Here is a 16,591-nt window from a genome sequence, read left to right on the forward strand (position 1 = left end):
GCGGCACGTGCCTCAGCGCACCAGTGTCACGAAGCTGTAGGCGGGACGATCGCCGTCCGCCGGGTGATCCTCGCGGAATATCTCCCGCCACCCGGTGAAGGGCGGGACGATCGTATCGCCCTCGGGCGTTGAATGAACCTCGGTCAGCTCGACCCGCTCGGCACGGTCGGCGAACAGCGCGAAGACATCCGCCCCGCCGATCACCGCCGCATCGCCCCCGGCGAGCGCCAGCGCCTCCTCCGGGCTGTGCGCGACCTCCGCCCCTGCAGCCTGCCAGGCGCGGTCGCGGGTCAGGACAATGTGGCGGCGGCCGGGCAGCGGCGCGGGAAAGCTCTCGAACGTCTTGCGCCCCATGATCATCGGCCGCCCGATCGTTTGCGCCTTGAACCGCTTCAGGTCCGCCGGGAGATGCCACGGCAGCGCGCCATCCCGGCCGATGACGCCATTGGCCGCCCGCGCCAGATGCAGCGACAAGGTGACCGGCACGGTCATGCTAGCGGGCATGGCCCTGCGCCGGCGCCGGGTCGGCAGCGTTCGACGGTGCCGGCGGGCTGCCAAGTTGCAGCAGCAGGGCCGCCAGGGTCGCCGTGCTGATGGTAATGAGATATTCGCGCATCCTGACCTCCCAAGCCTTCGACTACGCTTGTAGTCGATATCGCTGAACCGGAGGTGAATTGCAAGGTCATACCGCGACCGGCGCCTTGATATGCGCCTGTGCTTCGTAGCCGTGAAGCACGAAGTCCTCATATTCATATTGGTCGATCGCTGGCGGTTTGCGCAGGATTTCGAGCCGCGGCAGCGCGGTCGGCTCGCGCGTCAGCTGAAGCCGCGCCTGATCGAGGTGGTTGGCGTACAGGTGGCAATCGCCCCCGGTCCAGATGAACTCGCCCGGCTCCAGCCCGCATTGCTGCGCCAGCATGTGCGTCAGCAGCGCGTAGCTCGCGATGTTGAATGGCACGCCAAGGAAGATGTCCGCCGACCGCTGGTACAGCTGCAGCGACAATCGCCCGTTCGCAACATGGGTCTGGAACAGGCAATGGCACGGCGCCAGCGCCATGGCGTGGAGGTCGCCCGGGTTCCACGCGGTCACGATCTGCCGTCGCGAGGCGGGGTTGGTGCGGATGTCCTCAATCACCCCCTTGATCTGGTCGATGTGCCGCCCGTCGGCCGTCACCCAGTCGCGCCATTGCTTGCCATAGACCGGGCCGAGATCGCCGTTCTCGTCGGCCCATTCGTCCCAGATGCTGACCTTGCGATCCTGCAGCCAGCGGACGTTGGTGTCGCCGCGCAGGAACCACAACAGCTCGATGATGATCGATCGCAGGTGCAGCTTCTTGGTGGTCAGCACCGGAAAGCCCCTGGCCAGATCGAAGCGCATCTGATGACCAAAGACGCTGAGCGTCCCCGTGCCCGTTCGGTCCATCTGCTCCGCGCCCGAATCGAGCACGCGGGCCATGAGGTCTAGGTATTGGCGCATGACAGCGGCCTACATCCCCGCAACGACGGTTGGAAGCATCGCACGATCGTTACGGGATTGCACCGGAACGGAGACATGGCCTTGCGCCATGCTCTGCACGCTCCAGAAACGAAGGAGATGCAAAATCTCGACCCTGCCACGGTGCAGCACCTTCAAAGCCTGGCAGGGGCGCGGCACGAATCGGTGGCGTTCGTCTTTCTCAGCACCGCCGGGGCAACCCTGGGGCTCCAGCATGTGTCCTCACGCGAAATGGCCTCGGTCGAGGTGCCGCTTCGCTCCGTGGTCGGCGTCGCGCTCGCCATGGGCGCGCGGGAGATCGTGATGGCGCATAATCACCCCTCGGGCGATCCAGAGCCAACGGCGGAGGATTTCCGCACCACCCGCCGCGTCGCGGACGTGCTGAGCAGCCTAGGGATTCGGCTGGTCGACCATCTCGTGCTGGCTGGCGACGCCATGGTCAGCTTCCGCGCCCGCGGCCTTTTGTGACGGCGACAGGCGGCACGACCTGATATCCTTCGGCTCGGGCCGCTCGCCGACCGCGCGGAAGGTCGAGAAATAACCGCCGGCCGACGCCATCGGCGTCATCGTCACCATCTGATAACCGACCGCGGCGAATTCGCAGCGAAGCAGGGCGGGCGGAGTGCCGTGATTGGCGGTGGGGCGGTCCGCATCCACCACCACCACCAGACCGCCGGGGCGAAGCGCCGGGCGCATCCGCCAGAGGAACTCATACGGCTCCGCGATCTCATGATACATGTGCACCATGAAGATACGGTCGAAGCTGTTTTCCGGCAGCTTCGGGTCCGCCCCCTCGCCCAGCTTGACGCTGACATTGTCCAGCCGCTCGCGCGCCACGCGCTCCGCCAGCATGTCGCGCACCGCGGGGATCACGTCCTGCGCCAGAACGCGGCCGTCCTCACCCACCTTCTGCGCCAGGCGGATGGTGTAATAGCCTTCGCCAGCGCCAATGTCGGCGACGGTCATGCCCGGCTTGATCGCAGCCTTGGCCATCACCGCCCCCGCCTCGTTCAACCGGTCGCGCGCCTCCTCGTTCGACCAGCGCGACGAGACGATCGTCGCCACCGGCCGGTCGGCGACCGGGAACGGACCGGGCTCCTTGGGGTCCTTGCGGATCAGCGGCTCGCCACCGTCGCACGCCGCCAGCAACAGCAGCGCGAGCGCCATCGCGCCCCCGCGGCGCCGGAAGGTGGGAGAATGGGCGTCGGTCACGCTCAGTCGACGTCCTCCACCTCGACCGCCTCACCCGTCACGCGCTGCGCCAGCGCCGCCGCCATGAAATCGTCGAGATCACCGTCGAGCACGTCGCCCGGCGAGGTAGAGGTCGTGCCGGTGCGCAGGTCCTTCACCAGCTGATACGGCTGCAGCACATAGGACCGGATCTGGTGGCCCCAGCCGATGTCGGTCTTCGCCGCATTGACCGTATTGGCCTCTTCCTCGCGCTTGCGCAGCTCATGCTCGTACAGGCGGGCACGCAGCTGATTATACGCCTCCGCCTTGTTCTTGTGCTGCGACCGCTGGTTCTGGCAGGCGACCACGATGCCGGTGGGCAAGTGGGTGATACGCACCGCCGAATCGGTCGTGTTGATGTGCTGCCCGCCCGCGCCCGACGCACGATAAGTGTCGATACGCAGCTCGCTGTCGTTGATCTCGATATCGATCGAATCGTCGATCACCGGATAGACCCACACGCTCGAGAAACTGGTGTGGCGACGCGCGGAGCTGTCATACGGGCTGATGCGTACGAGGCGGTGAACACCGCTCTCGACCTTGGCATAGCCATAGGCGTTCTCGCCCTTCACCAGCAGCGTCGCTGACTTGATCCCCGCCTGTTCGCCGGCGTGATAGTCGATCAGCTCGACCTTGTAGCCGTGCCGCTCTGCCCAGCGCGTGTACATGCGCTGCAGCATCTCGGCCCAGTCCTGGCTTTCGGTGCCGCCGGCGCCGGCGTTGATCTCGATATAGGTGTCGTTCGCGTCGGCCTCGCCCGACAGCAGCGCCTTCACCTTGTCCTTCTGCGCCCGCTCGGCGAGCTGCGCGAGTGCGGTAGTGCCCTCGGACGCCATCTCCTCGTCGCCCTCGGCCTCGGCCATCTCGATCAGCTCGGCGGTATCGCTCAGCTCGCGCTCGATCGTGCGCGTCGCGGTGATCGACTCGTCCAGCCGGCGGCGTTCGCGCATCACGTCCTGCGCGGCCTTGGGGTCGTTCCACAGCGTCGGATCCTCGACCCGCGCATTGAGTTCGTCGAGGCGCCTGAGCGCACGATCCCAGTCGAGGCTGCGCCGCAGCAGGGCGAGCGCCTCGTTGATCGTCGCTACATGGGCCTGCGCTTCGGCGCGCATGGTGATTCTCCAATCATCCGTCAGACCAGCGGGGTGCGGGAATCCAGCGATATGGCGCGGTCGGCCACTGAATTCCCGTGGTGCGGGGATGACGATCTAAATAACAAAGCGGCGACTTAGTAGATGCCGCCCTCTCGCTGCAAGAAGTCGCTGTCACTGGCCTGCTTCTTCGCCTCGGCGGTCGCGGACGCGCTGACGGCAGGCGCGCCCCCGGTACGGCGCACCGCGCGGCGGCCTTCCGCCTGCGGCTTGAACGCTTCCCAGATCACCGCCGGCTTGGGATCGTTGCCGCTCGGCCAGGCGCCAAACACCGGGCGTCCGCTCGCGCGATCGACGCGCACCATGCGAATGCCCTGCGGCGCGCGGAACGGCAGCACCTCCATCCCCTCATAGGCCTTGGTGGCCCATTGCTTGAAGATCGGCGCCGCCAGCGTGCCACCCTGGGCATAACCGCCCAGGTTCACCGGCGAATCGTAACCGATGTAAACGCCCGCCACCATTTGCGGCGTGCCGCCGATGAACCACACGTCCTTCGGCCCAGAATTGGTGCCGGTCTTGCCGAAAATCGGGCGGTTCAGGTCGCGCAATGTCGTCGCGGTGCCGCGCTGGATCACGCCCTCGGCGATATGCACCATCTGGAATGCCGACATGGCGTCGAGCACCTGCTTGCCGCGCGCGATCGGCCGCGGCATCGGCTTGCCGTCCCAATCGGGCATGTTGCAGCGGTCGCAGGCGCGCCAATTCTCCGGCCAGATCACCTGGCCGCGACGGTTCTGCACGAAATCGATCAGCGTCGGGGAATGCCAGCGCCCCTGGTTGGCCAGCACGCCATAAGCGTTGACCATCTTCATGACGGTCGTCTCGCCGGCACCCAGCGCATAGGAAAGATACGGCTGATAGTCGCCGATATCCATCGCCTTCATCAGCCGCACGACGTTCGCCATGCCAGTCTGCGCCGCGGCGCGCACCGTCATCAGGTTGCGCGACTGCTCCACGCCCCAGCGCATCGTCCGCGGACCCGCGCCGCGCGAATTGCCGAAGTTGCGGAAGCACTTCTGGCCCAGCCGCGCGCCCTGGTCGACGCAGAACGGCCCATCGACGATGATCGAGGCCGGCGTCATGCCATGCTCCAGCGCGGCGGCGTAAACGATCGGCTTGATGGTCGACCCCGGCTGGCGCATCGCCTGCGTGGCGCGATTGAACGATTGGAGCGACGCGTCGAACCCGCCCTGCATCGCCAGGATGCGGCCCGACTGCGGTTCCTGCACCACGAACCCGCCGGAGATCTTGGGCACTGAGCGAAGCGCGAACTGCCCGCCCTGCGGCGCCACGGCGATGATGTCGCCCGGCTCCAGCGTGCCGAACGCCGGCGTCGCCTGGCCACGCACCGGCATCTGCGCTGCCGCGCGCGGCAGCACGCCCTCCGTCCCGTTGGCAAAGCCGATTCGGGCAGCGGACGCATCGCGCGAGATGATGATCGCCGGCCGCCAGTCATTATAGTCGAGCGTGACGTTGGTATTGAGCAGCGCCGACTGCCAGCGGTCGCCCTTGATCTCGACCTTGCGCAGCGGCCCGGAGAAACCCCGGCCACGATCGTAGCGCAGCAGGCCGTCGCGCAATGCCTGCGCCGCCGCTTCCTGCACCCCGCGGTCCATCGACGTGCGCACCCACAGGCCGCCCGAATAGACGCTGTTGGCCCCGTCGCGGGCGGTTTCGCCGAACTTGTCGATCAGCTCGCGGCGCACCTCCTCGACGAAATAGCCGCCGACCCGCTCGAACTTGGGCACCCGCGTGACGATCGCGCCGATCGGCTGCGCCTGCGCCTCCGCACGCTGCGCCGCGGTGATGAAGCCGTTGCGCTCCATCTCGCCCAGCGCCCAGTTGCGGCGGCTGATCGCCCGCTCGGTATCGCGGATCGGATCGTAATTGGCCGGCCCCTTGGGCAGGATGGCAAGATACGCCATCTGCGCAAGGTTCAGCTGGTCCAGCTCCTTGTCGAAATAGGCATGGCTCGCCGCCTCCACGCCATAAGCGTTCCGACCCAGGAAGATCTGGTTCAGGTACAATTCCAGGATCTGCGGCTTGGTCAGCGTATCCTCGATACGCCACGCCAAGATCGCCTCGCGGATCTTGCGCGTGGGCGAATATTCGTTGCCGATCAGCAGGTTCTTGGCGACCTGCTGGGTAATGGTCGATCCGCCCCGCGCGCGCTGCCCACTGCCCAGCTTCGACACATAGTCGATCACCGCGCCGGCAAGGCCGGGATAATCGACGCCATGATGCTCGAAGAAGGTCTTGTCCTCGGCCGCCAGGAAAGCGTTGACGAGCATCTTGGGATATTCGTTGAACGACAATTCGACCCGGCGCTCGCGGGCATAGGAATAGATTGGCGAGCCGTCGATCGCGCGCACGTTGGTCGGCAACGGCGGCTCATAGGTCCGCAATTGCTCCACCGACGGCAGGTCGCGAGTGATGAACCACCAGCCACCGCCCGCGAGGAGCAGGCCGATCGCGGCAAGCACCGCCAGCGCCTTGAACCAGCGCCGCTGCCACAGGTCGGACAGGGTCTGGCGAAAGCCGGGCCCGCGACTTGCCAGCTTGATCGGTTCGGGAGAGTCAGACGCCATACGCAGCGCCGGTGTTTAGGCAGCGGCCATGCGGCTGGCAACAAGGCCGCGGAAAACTACGACAATGCGGGCGCCTGCGACGGTGATCAGCGCGCCGCCGTCTGCGTCATGCGCCGCGCGAAATACACCTCCACCGCGCGCCGCACGCTCTGCGCCACCCGCTCGCGCCCCTCGCGGCTGTCGAGGAAGGCTGCGTCCTGCGCGTTGGAGATATAGCCCGTCTCGAACAGCACCGACGGCATGTCCGGCGCCTTCAGCACCAGCAGCGATGCCATGCGATGGAAATTCTGCTTGGTCGGGATCAACGGCTTGGCCTCGCGCCCCAGCAACCGGGCAAAGCCGGCCGATGCGTTCATCGTCTCCCGCTGCGTCAGGTCGATCAGGATCGACGACACGTCGGAATCCTCGTCCAGATTGACGCCGGCGATGATGTCCGCCTTGTTCTCGCGCGCGGCCAGCCGCGCCGCTTCCTTGTCGGACGCGACGTCAGACAGCGTATAGGCGGTCGCGCCGGTCGCCTCGACATTGCCCGCGCTGTCGCAATGCACCGAAATGAACAGATCCGCGCCCAGCCGCCGCGCGATGCCGAACCGCTCGCGATGCAGGATATAGCGGTCGTCATCCCGCGTCAGCGCGACCCGCACCCGCCCCGAATCGAGCAGTTCGTCGCGGATCGCCTTGGCGATCTTCAGCGTCAGGTCCTTCTCGCGCAGCCCCGTTTCCGGGTTGATCGCGCCCGGATCATTGCCGCCATGCCCCGCGTCGATCACCACCAGCGGGCGGCTGTCATCGCCCTGCACCCGCGGCAGCACGGCCTTCTTCGCCTTCGGAACGGGAACGCTGACCTTGTACTTGGGCCGCGATTCTCCCCAGCCGAACGGCAGGAAGCTCAGCGGAGAGGCCGCGCTCGCCGCGGTGAAGCGCCGCCCGTCGACCTCGCGCAGCGACAATTCCAGCTTGCGCCCCTCGTCGTCGAACGACCCCTTGGTCACGATCATCGGCTGCGCCAGATCCAGCACCACGCGCGCGCCATCCGCGCCGCGCCACCCCTGCCGGACCGCCGTCACCGCGCCATTGCCGCGGCTCGGCCCGCCCGGCCGCGCGCCATCAATATCGATCGCGATCCGCTGCGGTCCATCCAGAATGAAACTAGAGGCGCCACGCACCGCTTCGTCAAAGCGGATGGTGATCCGGTCGTCGCCGACCTCGACACGCTCCACCCGTGCCGCCCACGCGGGCAGGGCCGGCAACAGGCCGGCAAATAACGCGAACAACACCGACATACCTCGTACATGCCGTGCCGGCCGCTTCTCGGTCCAGCGAAAAGCCATGGTACGCAAACCCTTCTTCCCTGTCGGGTCGGGATAATCGCCGCTTCTCAAGGCACCGTTTCATACCACGGTTAACGCCGCGTTCGGCAAGTTATTGCCGACCGGTCGGCAATCTTGTTCCGGTTGCCGAAGGATGACTTAGTTGCTACCTCCTGAATTGATCGGCGTGCGGTCGCCTATTGCGCCCGCCTCCGACCCACCGCCCAGCCGGCATTCGCGCCGGTGCGGGCCATCAGGTTGACGTTTGCATGTTGCATATCCCCGCACCGCAGTTCCGACCGGCCTTCGCCGGCGGCGCGGGCGTGGAAGCGGTCCAGGGCGTGTCGCCCGGCCATGCGCGGCAGACGAAGGCACAGTCCACCACCATCCGCGTGCCCGGCCAGACTGCGCCGGCACCGATTCATCATCGCGCGCCCCCGCCGTCCGGCGGCGTGAGGCGCGCGTGGAGACGTACTAATGACCATGCGCATGCTGATCGACGCACGCCACCGGGAGGAAACCCGCGTGGCCGTCGTCAAGGGAAATCGCATCGAAGAATTTGATTTCGAGAGTGCCGAGCGCAAGCAGCTCAAGGGGAATATCTATCTGGCCAAGGTGACGCGCGTTGAGCCGTCGCTGCAGGCGGCATTCGTCGATTACGGCGGCAACCGCCACGGCTTCCTCGCCTTCTCCGAAATCCATCCCGATTATTACCAGATCCCCAAGGAGGATCGCGAGGCGCTGCTGCGCGAGGAGGCGGAGCATGCCGCCGAGGAAGCGAAGCTGCGCGCCGAGCAGGAAGCGGCCGAGGATGATGACGGCGACATCCATGACGATGTCGACGATGCGCATGGCGACGACGCCGGCGATCTCGACGCCGTCGAGGGCGAGGAGGGCGAAGGCGCCCCGGCCCCGACCACCGGCATCAACGACGATCAGGTCGAGGCACTGCGCCAGCGCCGCATGAACCTGCGCCGCCGCTACAAGATTCAGGACGTGATCCGCCGCCGCCAGGTGCTGCTGGTCCAGGTCGTGAAGGAAGAGCGCGGCAACAAGGGCGCGGCGCTGACCACCTATCTGTCGCTCGCCGGCCGTTATTGCGTGCTGATGCCCAACACGTCGCACGGCGGCGGCATCAGCCGGAAGATCAGCAACTCGTCCGATCGCAAGCGCCTGAAGTCGATCATGGCCGAGCTCGAGCTGCCGCCCTCGATGGGCTGCATCGTGCGCACCGCGGGCCTCAGCCGCACCCGCACCGAGATCAAGCGCGACTTCGATTACCTCGCCCGCCTGTGGGACGGGATCCGCGAAAAGACGCTGACCAGCGCGGCCCCCGCGCTGATCTATGGCGACAGCGATCTCATCAAGCGCGCGATCCGCGACATCTACAACAAGGACATCGACGAGGTCATCGTCGAGGGCAACGACGGCTATCGCCAGGCGAAGGAATTCATGCGCCTGCTGATGCCCAGCCACGCGAAGCGGGTGAGGCATTACAGCGATCCCATTCCGCTGTTCCAGCGCTGCCATGTCGAGGATCAGCTCGCCGCCATGTACCACCCGGTGGTGCAGCTGAAGTCGGGTGGCTACCTCGTCATCAACCCGACCGAGGCTTTGGTCTCGATCGACATCAACTCCGGCCGTTCGACGCGCGAGCACAATATCGAGCAGACGGCGACCGCGACCAACCTTGAGGCGGCGCAGGAAATCGCCCGCCAGCTGCGCCTGCGCGACATGGCCGGCCTCGTCGTCATCGACTTCATCGACATGGACAACAATTCCAATGTCCGGAAGGTCGAGAAGGCGATGAAGGAGGCGCTGAAGAACGATCGCGCCCGCATCCAGGTTGGCCGCATCTCCAGCTTCGGCCTGATGGAAATGAGCCGCCAGCGCCTGCGCACCGGCGTGCTCGAAGCGTCGACCCGCCCCTGCCCGCATTGCGAAGGCACCGGCCTCGTCCGCACCGCGTCGTCGGCCGGCCTCAGCGCGCTTCGCCTGATCGAGGACGAGGCCGCACGCGGCCGCGGCTCGATCCTGACGCTGCGCGCCAGCGTCGAGGCGGCGGTGTACGTGCTCAACCGCAAGCGCGCCGACATTGCCGAGATCGAGGATCGCTACGGCGTGACGGTCGAGATCCTGCCCGACGGCGAGCAGGAAGGCGCCCGCATGGAGGTCATCGCCTCCGGCCCGCCGCCGGCCTATGCGCCTAAGTTCGATCCCCCCGTCGAGGAAATCGAGGAGGATATCCCCGAGGAGATCGAGGAAGAGGAAGACGAGGTGCTCGTCGAGGACGAGGCGCCGCGCTCCTCGGAAGATCGTGGCGATGAACCGCGCGAGGGTGGTCGCAAGCGCCGCCGCCGCCGTGGTCGCCGCGGCCGCTCGGGTGGCGAAGGCGGCGAACATGCCGAGGGCGCCGACGAGGCGATCGAGGTGCCTGCCTCCAACGCCGACCTTGCCGAAGACGAGCCGGTCGAGGCGGATGACGAGGGCGAGGCCTTCGAGGCAGCCGCTGAGACGTCGCACGATGGCGAGGGCGAGGGTGGACGCCGCCGCCGCAACCGTCGTGGACGTCGCCGTCGCCGTGAGAATGGTGATGGCCAGCATGCCGGTGCCGAAAACGGCGACCAGCAGGACGCCGCGTCGGTCGAGGCTCCGGTAGCGACCGAGGAAGCACCGGAAGAGGCGCCCGCCGTCGTCGAGGCAGCGCCAGTCGCGGTCGAGCCTGAGCAGCCCGTCGCTGAGCCCGCGCCCAAGACGCGCCGTCGTCCACGCGCGAAGAAGGCCATCGAGGCACCGGTCGAGGTCGCACCGGCCGCGGAAGACGCCGCACCGATCCCGACCCCGGGCATCGAGGCGATCGCGCCGGCCGCCGAAGAGGCTGCGCCCGCGGAAGAGGCACCGGCCAAGCCGAAGCGCACCCGCCGCAAGAAGGCCGATGCCGCGGCACCAGCCGCCGACGCTGCCGAAGCGGCACCGGCCGGGGCCCCGGCTGCCGAAGAGGCGCCGGCCAAGCCGAAGCGCACCCGCCGCAAGAAGGCCGATGTGCCGGTCGTGGACGTGCCCTCCGCCGATCTGCCGCCGCCGCAGGCGACCGAGGAAGCCGCCGTTCCGGGCAGCGGCCCGGATGGCGCAGCGCCGGCCGACGAGGCTGCCGAGGGCAACGAAGAGTCCGCCGCTGAGGCAACGCCGCGGCGTGGCTGGTGGCAGCGCACCTTCGGCGCATGACGATCGGGTGAGGACAGTGATGCGCCGGGCTTCAGCGATGGTTCAGACGCCATCGGCATGGGTCCGGCGCATGGCTGTTCCTACCCAGCAACAGGCTGGGGGCGGCGACGCGACCGCGCGTCGCGCTCCCGCCCCGCGGCGCCTGTCTGCCCTTCGGCTCGCCGCCGCTGCCACGCTTGCCTGCATGGTGCTGGCACAGCCGGCTCAGGCGCAGTCGATCCTGCGCGACGCCGAAACCGAATCGCTCCTGCATGACATGACGGCGCCGCTGGTCACCGCCGCGGGCCTGTCGCCGAGCGACGTTCGCGTCGTCCTGGTCAACGACGATTCGATCAACGCCTTCGTTGCCGGGGGCCAGATCGTCTATGTCCACTCCGGCACGCTGCAGGCGGCAAAGACTGCCAACGAAGTGCAAGGCGTCATCGCGCACGAACTGGGCCACATCACCGGCGGGCACGTCACGCTCGCCGGCCGCGGCTATCAGGAAGCGACCGGCATCACGATCCTGTCGATGGTGCTCGGCCTTGCGGCAATGGCGGCGGGCGCGGGCGAGGCTGGCGCCGGGCTCCTCGCCGCTGGCCAGCAGGCCGCCGTCGGCAAATACCTGTCCTTCTCGCGCCAGCAGGAAGCGTCCACCGACGCCGCCGGCGTCAAATACCTCAACGGCGCCGGCATCAGCGGCAAGGGGTATCTCAACTTCTTCAAGACGATGCAGCAGCTCGAATATCGCTACGGCATCACGCGCAAGGTTGAGTATATGCTCAGCCACCCGGTCTCGTCGGAGCGTATCGCCGCCATCTCCGAATCGCTGCAGGCGTCGCCCGCCTGGAACAAGCCGCTCAACCAGGATTGGGAGGAACGGTTCAAGCGGGTGCAGGCAAAGCTCGACGGCTATCTCCTGCCGCCCGCCCAAGCGCTGCAGAAATATCCGGAGAGCAACCAGACCATCTACGCCCATTATGCGCGCGCCTATGCCTATCATCGCGGCGGCTTCCCCGAGAAGGCTGATGCGGAGGCGGATGCACTGGTGCAGGCAAAGCCGACCGATCCCTATTTCCTCGAGATCAAGGGCCAGATCCTGCTCGAGGCGGGCAAGCCGACCGAGGCGCTGGCCCCGCTGCGCGCCGCCACCGAAGGCTCGCGCACCAATCCGCTGATCGCCACCACCTTCGGCCACGCGCTGATCGCGACCGAGGACAAGGCCAATTACGACGAGGCGAAGAAGGTGCTGCGCATCGCGGTCGCGCGCGACGATCAGAACCCCTTCGCGTGGCAGCAGCTCGGCACCGTCTATGACCGCATGGGCGATCCCGCCCGCGCCGCCCTCGCCACCGCCGAACGCGCCAGCATGATGGGCGACGCCCGGACGGCCGCGATCAGCGCCGGCTATGCGATGGGCGGCATTCCCCAGAACACGCCGGACTGGATCCGGGCACAGGATATCTCGATGACCTCTCAGCACGCACTCGAAGACGGCAAGAAGAAGCGTCGATGAACCGCCTTCAATTGCTGCTTCTCGTGGTGCTCGGCGCCGCTTTCGGCGCGGGCGGCATGTGGCTCGCCGAACGGGCCGCTCCCGGCGAACTCTCCGGCGCTGACCGCAGCCGGGTCGAACAGATCGTGCGCGACTATGTGCTCGCCAACCCGGAAATCATCCCCCAGGCCATGCAGCGCCTGCAGGAACGCGAAGGCGAAAAGGCGATCGCGGCCGATCGCTCGCGCATCGAGACGCCGTACAAGGGCGCCGTGATGGGCAATCCCGATGGCGACGTCACGCTGGTCGAATTCTTCGACTACAATTGCGGTTACTGCCGCGCGAGCCTTCCGATCATCGAACAATTGATCGAACGCGATCCGAAGGTGCGGGTCGTTTTCCGCGAGCTTCCCATTCTGGCCGAGGAAAGCCGGGATGCGGCCAGAGCATCGCTGGCGGCGGCCGCACAGGGCCGGTTCGTGCCGTTCCACAATGCACTTTATGCCGCCGGGCCGGTCACCGCCGACAGCATCGCCGCGGCGGCACGCACGGCCGGCGTCGACCTCGGCAAGATCCCGGACGACGCCGATACCGAGATCGCCGGCAACATCGGCCTTGCGACAAAGCTCGGCATTTCCGGCACCCCGGCCTGGGTGGTGGGCGACCGCGTCCTGTCCGGAGCGCTGCCGCTCGACCGCCTGCAGGACGCCGTCGCCGCGGCCCGCGCGCGCGGAAAATAGCCGAAGCGGCCTACCGCGTGCGGCGCTGTTGCGGCGCCGCTCGCCGGACGGCGGCATGATGGACCGCCCGCTGCACCAGAAACGTCAGATCCTCGCGATCGATGTCATAGGTTTCGCTCAGATCCTCCAGCGCGCGGTCGACATCCTCCCGGTCCGGCGCGCCATGCTGGACGACCGCCGGCGGCCGGTGCGGGTAGGAATGACCGGAAAAGCGGTGAAAGGCGACGGCCGCCAGCGTCAGCAGCACCGCATTCAACCCCACCGGCACCACGGCGAACCAATATCCGGTGGACAGCACCACGGGGCCACCCACCACCGCGGTCAGGGCGGCCGCGCCGCCAGGCGGGTGTAGGCAGCGGCACAGCGACATGATCAGGATCGCGCCGCCCACCGCCACCCCGGCGGCCAGCGCCACATCGGGGATCAGCTTGGCCGCCGTGACGCCGACGAACGCTGAGATGGTGTTGCCGCCAATCACCGGCCATGGCTGCGCCAGCGGGCTCGCCGGGACCGCGAACACCAGCACCGCTGCCGCGCCCATCGGGGCGACCAGCCAGGGGCTCAGGCCGACCGGGTGAAGCAGCGCAAGCGCCAGCGCCCCGGTTAGCCCGATGCCGATCACGCCGCCGGCGCTCGCCACCAAACGGTCGCGCAATGTCCCACCGGCAAGGATTGCGTGGAAGATCGCCATCCCGGTCAGCGCTGGCTGGCGATCCAGTCGGCGACTTTGCGCTCCAGCACCGGCATGGGCAGCGCGCCGGTATCCAGCAGCGTCGCGTGGAAGCCGCGCGGGTCGAACTTCGCACCCAGCTTCTGCTTCGCGTCCGCCTTCAGCCGCAACATCGTCAGCTGCCCGATCTTGTACGCAAGCGCCTGTCCGGGGATCGCGATGTACCGCTCGACCTCTGCCGTCGCGTCGCTCTCCGGCATCGGCGAATTGTCGATCATGTAGCGGATCGCCTGCTCGCGCGTCCAACCCTTGGCGTGGATCCCGGTATCGACCACCAGCCGCATCGCGCGCAGCATCTCGTCGTTCAGCCCGCCCATCCGCTGGTAGGGATCGGTCTCGACGCCCAGTTCGGGATAGAGCGTCTCGGCATAGAGGCCCCAGCCCTCAACAAAGGCCGTGTTGCCACCAAAGCGCATGAAGGCGGGAAGGCTCTCGTTTTCCTGGGCCAGGCTGATCTGGAAATGGTGACCGGGGACCGCCTCGTGCAGGTACAGCGTCTCCATGCCCCACAGATAACGGTTCGCCAGATCATAAGTGTTGTAATAGAAGATGCCCGGACGCGAACCGTCGGGCGTCCCCGACTGGTAGGAGCCGGCGGCGGCGGTCTTCTCGCGGAAAGCCGGCACCGGCCGGATGTCGAGCGGCGTTTCCGGGATCAGCGCGAACTGCTCGCGCACCCGCGCGTCAACCTTCTTGCCGATCTCGGCATAGCCCGCGGCAATCTCTTCCGCCGACTTGGGCTGGAAGCGCGCATCGGTCCGCAGATGCTGGAAGAATTGCGGAAGGCTGCCCTGAAAACCGGCGTGTTCCTTCTGCTTTTCCATCTCCGCCAGGATCCGCGCGACTTCGCGCAGGCCCAGCTGATGCACCTCCTCCGCCTTCAGCGGCAGGGTCGTGTTGCTCTCGATCAGATAGTCATAATAAGCGGCGCCACCGGGCAATGCAGAGGTGCCGATCGTGTCGCGCGCCTTGGGCAGATATTCCTGCTGCAGGAACGCGCGCAGGCGCTGATGGGCCGGGTTCAGCACGTCGCGCACTTGCTTGGCATAAGCCGCCGTCAGCCGCGTACGATCCGCCGCGCGCACCGCATCGGGGAACTTGGTCACCGGCTCGTAGAACAAGGATTCTTCGACCGACGGCGCGAGCAGATTGTCGAGCTGCCCGATCACATTCTGCACCACCAGGCGCGGCGGCATGATGCCCTGCGCCATGCCCTCGCGGGCACGCACGATCATGCGATCAACCAACGCCGCATATTGCGCGTTGCGCTTCAGATTGTTGTCGTAATCCTCGGTCGTCTTGAACGGAGCAGCCCCCTGACCCGAGGCGAATTCCGGGTAGAAGGTCTGAAAGCCGCGAAAGTGGTTGATCGGCAGGACGTCGCTGATCCGGCGCAAGGCAGGATCAAACGCCTTCAGGTCGCGCGCGCGATCACTTTCGAAAACGTCGTAGGCAATGCGGTCGACGGCACCCAGCTTGGAACGGTCAACCTTCCGCAGCGCGTTCAGATCGTCGACGAGCGCCTGGCGCTCAGCCTCGTCATAGGCGCGGGTGTAATAGTCGCCGAGGCGGTCGGCGTAGCGCAGGTCGCCGCGCGAGATTGCTTCGATCGGGTTGCGACGCAACGCCGCCTCGTTGCTCTCCTCGAACAAGCGGCGCAGCTTTTCACCTTCCGCCGCCTGTGCAGCGGTGGGCACGGCAGCCCGCGGAGCCGCGGCGGGGCTTGTTTGAGCGATGGCGAGCGTGGGGATAGCGACAGACAGCAGGAGCGGGAGGACGAGGCGCAACAGACGACCTTTCGATGGGGCTGCGCGTCACCTAGAGCCTGTCCCCCCACCGCGGCAATGGTCGCGGGTCATACAATCGCTCGCATCGCCGGATCCGGGGATCGCCTCCCGATTCTCGGGGGAAGATATGGCGGGACCCAGGCAGAACGGCCCGCTCGTCGCTCCCCTCATCCGGAGCGCCATCTGAGTCGTACGCCGCATCGCGGGGGAAGGCGCAAACGAAAATGGGCCGCCCGGTTGCCCCGGACGGCCCTTCCCTCTCCTATGGCAGAAGCGGGGTGTTAGCTCGACGTCGACAGGTTGACCGCTGCATACTTGCCGCGACGATCGACTTCGATCTCGAACGACAGGCGATCGCCTTCGTTCAGGCTCGACATGCCGGCACGCTCGACAGCAGAGATGTGCACGAAGGCATCCGGCTGGCCATCATCGCGCTGGATGAAACCGAAGCCCTTCATCGCGTTGAAGAACTTGACCGTTCCGGTCGCCTTCTCGCCCGTCAGCTGACGCTGCGGGGCGCCAGCGCCGCCGGCACGCGGCGCGCGCTCGGCACCGAAGCCGCCCTCGCGCGGTGCGCGCTCGGTCACCGGCATCGGCTCGCCCTCGATCTTGAGGTCGGTCGCCGAGATGCGGCCGCCACGATCGACGAGGGTGAAGCCAAGCGGCTGACCTTCGGCAAGGCCCGACAGGCCGGCCTGCTCGACCGCGGAGATGTGAACGAAGACGTCTTCGCCGCCGTCATCGCGGACCACGAAGCCAAAGCCCTTCTGCGCGTTGAAGAACTTGACCACGCCGGTACCCTCGCCGACGACCTGCGGCGGCATGCGGTTACCACCGCCAAAGCCGCCACCGCCGCCGCCG

14 protein-coding genes are annotated in these 16,591 nt (G+C 67.1%); 4 read left to right on the plus strand and 10 right to left on the minus strand.

The features are described 5' to 3' along the window. Positions 1 to 12: 12 nt before the first annotated feature. The 3 genes from XM50_RS06725 to XM50_RS06730 form a co-directional block, all read right to left on the minus strand. Positions 13 to 504: a dihydrofolate reductase gene (locus XM50_RS06725; protein WP_231621885.1), complete on the minus strand. Its 492-nt coding sequence runs from the start codon at positions 502 to 504 to the stop codon at positions 13 to 15. Next, on the minus strand, positions 494 to 616 hold the full coding sequence (locus XM50_RS20960; protein WP_269430562.1) for a hypothetical protein: 123 nt from the start codon (positions 614 to 616) through the stop codon (positions 494 to 496). The genes XM50_RS06725 and XM50_RS20960 overlap by 11 nt, the downstream gene beginning before the upstream one ends. Positions 617 to 682: 66 nt before the next feature. Continuing rightward, on the minus strand, positions 683 to 1,477 hold the full coding sequence (locus XM50_RS06730; protein ID WP_046408436.1) for a thymidylate synthase: 795 nt from the start codon (positions 1,475 to 1,477) through the stop codon (positions 683 to 685). 117 nt (positions 1,478 to 1,594) lie between these two features. On the opposite strand from XM50_RS06730, the gene XM50_RS06735 reads away from it, so the two are divergent. Further along, complete coding sequence (locus tag XM50_RS06735) at positions 1,595 to 1,963, plus strand: JAB domain-containing protein (protein WP_197075442.1); 369 nt, start codon at positions 1,595 to 1,597, stop codon at positions 1,961 to 1,963. On the opposite strand, the gene XM50_RS06740 is transcribed toward XM50_RS06735, so the two are convergent. The 4 genes from XM50_RS06740 to XM50_RS06755 all read right to left on the minus strand — a co-directional run bounded on the left by XM50_RS06740 (position 1,886) and on the right by XM50_RS06755 (position 7,795). After that, on the minus strand, positions 1,886 to 2,662 hold the full coding sequence (locus XM50_RS06740; RefSeq protein ID WP_082102817.1) for a class I SAM-dependent methyltransferase: 777 nt from the start codon (positions 2,660 to 2,662) through the stop codon (positions 1,886 to 1,888). The two genes, XM50_RS06735 and XM50_RS06740, sit on opposite strands and share 78 nt — an antisense overlap. A gap of 47 nt (positions 2,663 to 2,709) precedes the next feature. Beyond that, positions 2,710 to 3,837 carry a peptide chain release factor 2 gene (gene prfB, locus XM50_RS06745; protein ID WP_046408439.1) on the minus strand — a complete coding sequence of 376 codons (1,128 nt, stop codon included), beginning with the start codon at positions 3,835 to 3,837 and terminating at the stop codon, positions 2,710 to 2,712. A gap of 116 nt (positions 3,838 to 3,953) precedes the next feature. Then, entirely contained in the window at positions 3,954 to 6,464 is a 2,511-nt protein-coding gene (locus tag XM50_RS06750) for a penicillin-binding protein 1A (RefSeq protein WP_046408441.1), read from the minus strand. Between the two features lie 86 nt (positions 6,465 to 6,550). Then, positions 6,551 to 7,795 (minus strand): N-acetylmuramoyl-L-alanine amidase, encoded by a 1,245-nt coding sequence (locus tag XM50_RS06755; protein ID WP_046408443.1) that lies wholly within the window; start codon positions 7,793 to 7,795, stop codon positions 6,551 to 6,553. A 468-nt stretch (positions 7,796 to 8,263) separates the two neighbouring features. Here XM50_RS06755 and XM50_RS06760 point away from each other — a divergent pair, with 468 nt between their 5' ends. From XM50_RS06760 to XM50_RS06770, 3 genes are all read left to right on the plus strand, one after another. Further along, on the plus strand, positions 8,264 to 10,999 hold the full coding sequence (locus XM50_RS06760; protein WP_046408483.1) for an Rne/Rng family ribonuclease: 2,736 nt from the start codon (positions 8,264 to 8,266) through the stop codon (positions 10,997 to 10,999). 184 nt (positions 11,000 to 11,183) lie between these two features. Then, positions 11,184 to 12,494 carry a M48 family metalloprotease gene (locus tag XM50_RS06765; RefSeq protein WP_046408445.1) on the plus strand — a complete coding sequence of 437 codons (1,311 nt, stop codon included), beginning with the start codon at positions 11,184 to 11,186 and terminating at the stop codon, positions 12,492 to 12,494. Continuing rightward, positions 12,491 to 13,213, plus strand: coding sequence for a DsbA family protein (locus XM50_RS06770; RefSeq protein ID WP_046408446.1), 723 nt, complete (start codon positions 12,491 to 12,493; stop codon positions 13,211 to 13,213). The genes XM50_RS06765 and XM50_RS06770 overlap by 4 nt, the downstream gene beginning before the upstream one ends. Positions 13,214 to 13,223: 10 nt before the next feature. Here XM50_RS06770 and XM50_RS06775 read toward each other — a convergent pair whose 3' ends face one another. The 3 genes from XM50_RS06775 to XM50_RS20965 form a co-directional block, all read right to left on the minus strand. Continuing rightward, positions 13,224 to 13,904, minus strand: a complete 681-nt coding sequence (locus XM50_RS06775) for an HPP family protein (protein ID WP_046408448.1) — start codon at positions 13,902 to 13,904, stop codon at positions 13,224 to 13,226. A gap of 5 nt (positions 13,905 to 13,909) precedes the next feature. Further along, positions 13,910 to 15,730 carry a DUF885 domain-containing protein gene (locus XM50_RS06780; RefSeq protein ID WP_443024641.1) on the minus strand — a complete coding sequence of 607 codons (1,821 nt, stop codon included), beginning with the start codon at positions 15,728 to 15,730 and terminating at the stop codon, positions 13,910 to 13,912. A gap of 281 nt (positions 15,731 to 16,011) precedes the next feature. Next, on the minus strand, positions 16,012 to 16,591 hold a 580-nt coding region (locus tag XM50_RS20965), incomplete at its 5' end, for a cold-shock protein (RefSeq protein ID WP_046408487.1).

The sequence above is a fragment of the Sphingomonas sp. Ag1 genome (genome assembly GCF_000980895.1).
In the GTDB taxonomy this organism is placed as follows: Bacteria; Pseudomonadota; Alphaproteobacteria; order Sphingomonadales; family Sphingomonadaceae; genus Sphingomonas; species Sphingomonas panaciterrae.

Excerpts from the sequence above, each read along its gene's own strand:
- XM50_RS06725 (WP_231621885.1), bottom strand. The coding sequence starts at position 504 with ATGCCCGCTAGCATGACCGTGCCGGTCACCTTGTCGCTGCATCTGGCG.
- XM50_RS20960 (WP_269430562.1), bottom strand. The coding sequence starts at position 616 with ATGCGCGAATATCTCATTACCATCAGCACGGCGACCCTGGCGGCCCTG.
- XM50_RS06730 (WP_046408436.1), bottom strand. The coding sequence starts at position 1,477 with ATGCGCCAATACCTAGACCTCATGGCCCGCGTGCTCGATTCGGGCGCG.
- XM50_RS06735 (WP_197075442.1), top strand. The coding sequence starts at position 1,595 with ATGCAAAATCTCGACCCTGCCACGGTGCAGCACCTTCAAAGCCTGGCA.
- XM50_RS06740 (WP_082102817.1), bottom strand. The coding sequence starts at position 2,662 with ATGGCGCTCGCGCTGCTGTTGCTGGCGGCGTGCGACGGTGGCGAGCCG.
- prfB (WP_046408439.1), bottom strand. The coding sequence starts at position 3,837 with ATGCGCGCCGAAGCGCAGGCCCATGTAGCGACGATCAACGAGGCGCTC.
- XM50_RS06750 (WP_046408441.1), bottom strand. The coding sequence starts at position 6,464 with ATGGCGTCTGACTCTCCCGAACCGATCAAGCTGGCAAGTCGCGGGCCC.
- XM50_RS06755 (WP_046408443.1), bottom strand. The coding sequence starts at position 7,795 with ATGGCTTTTCGCTGGACCGAGAAGCGGCCGGCACGGCATGTACGAGGT.
- XM50_RS06760 (WP_046408483.1), top strand. The coding sequence starts at position 8,264 with ATGCTGATCGACGCACGCCACCGGGAGGAAACCCGCGTGGCCGTCGTC.
- XM50_RS06765 (WP_046408445.1), top strand. The coding sequence starts at position 11,184 with ATGGTGCTGGCACAGCCGGCTCAGGCGCAGTCGATCCTGCGCGACGCC.
- XM50_RS06770 (WP_046408446.1), top strand. The coding sequence starts at position 12,491 with ATGAACCGCCTTCAATTGCTGCTTCTCGTGGTGCTCGGCGCCGCTTTC.
- XM50_RS06775 (WP_046408448.1), bottom strand. The coding sequence starts at position 13,904 with ATGGCGATCTTCCACGCAATCCTTGCCGGTGGGACATTGCGCGACCGT.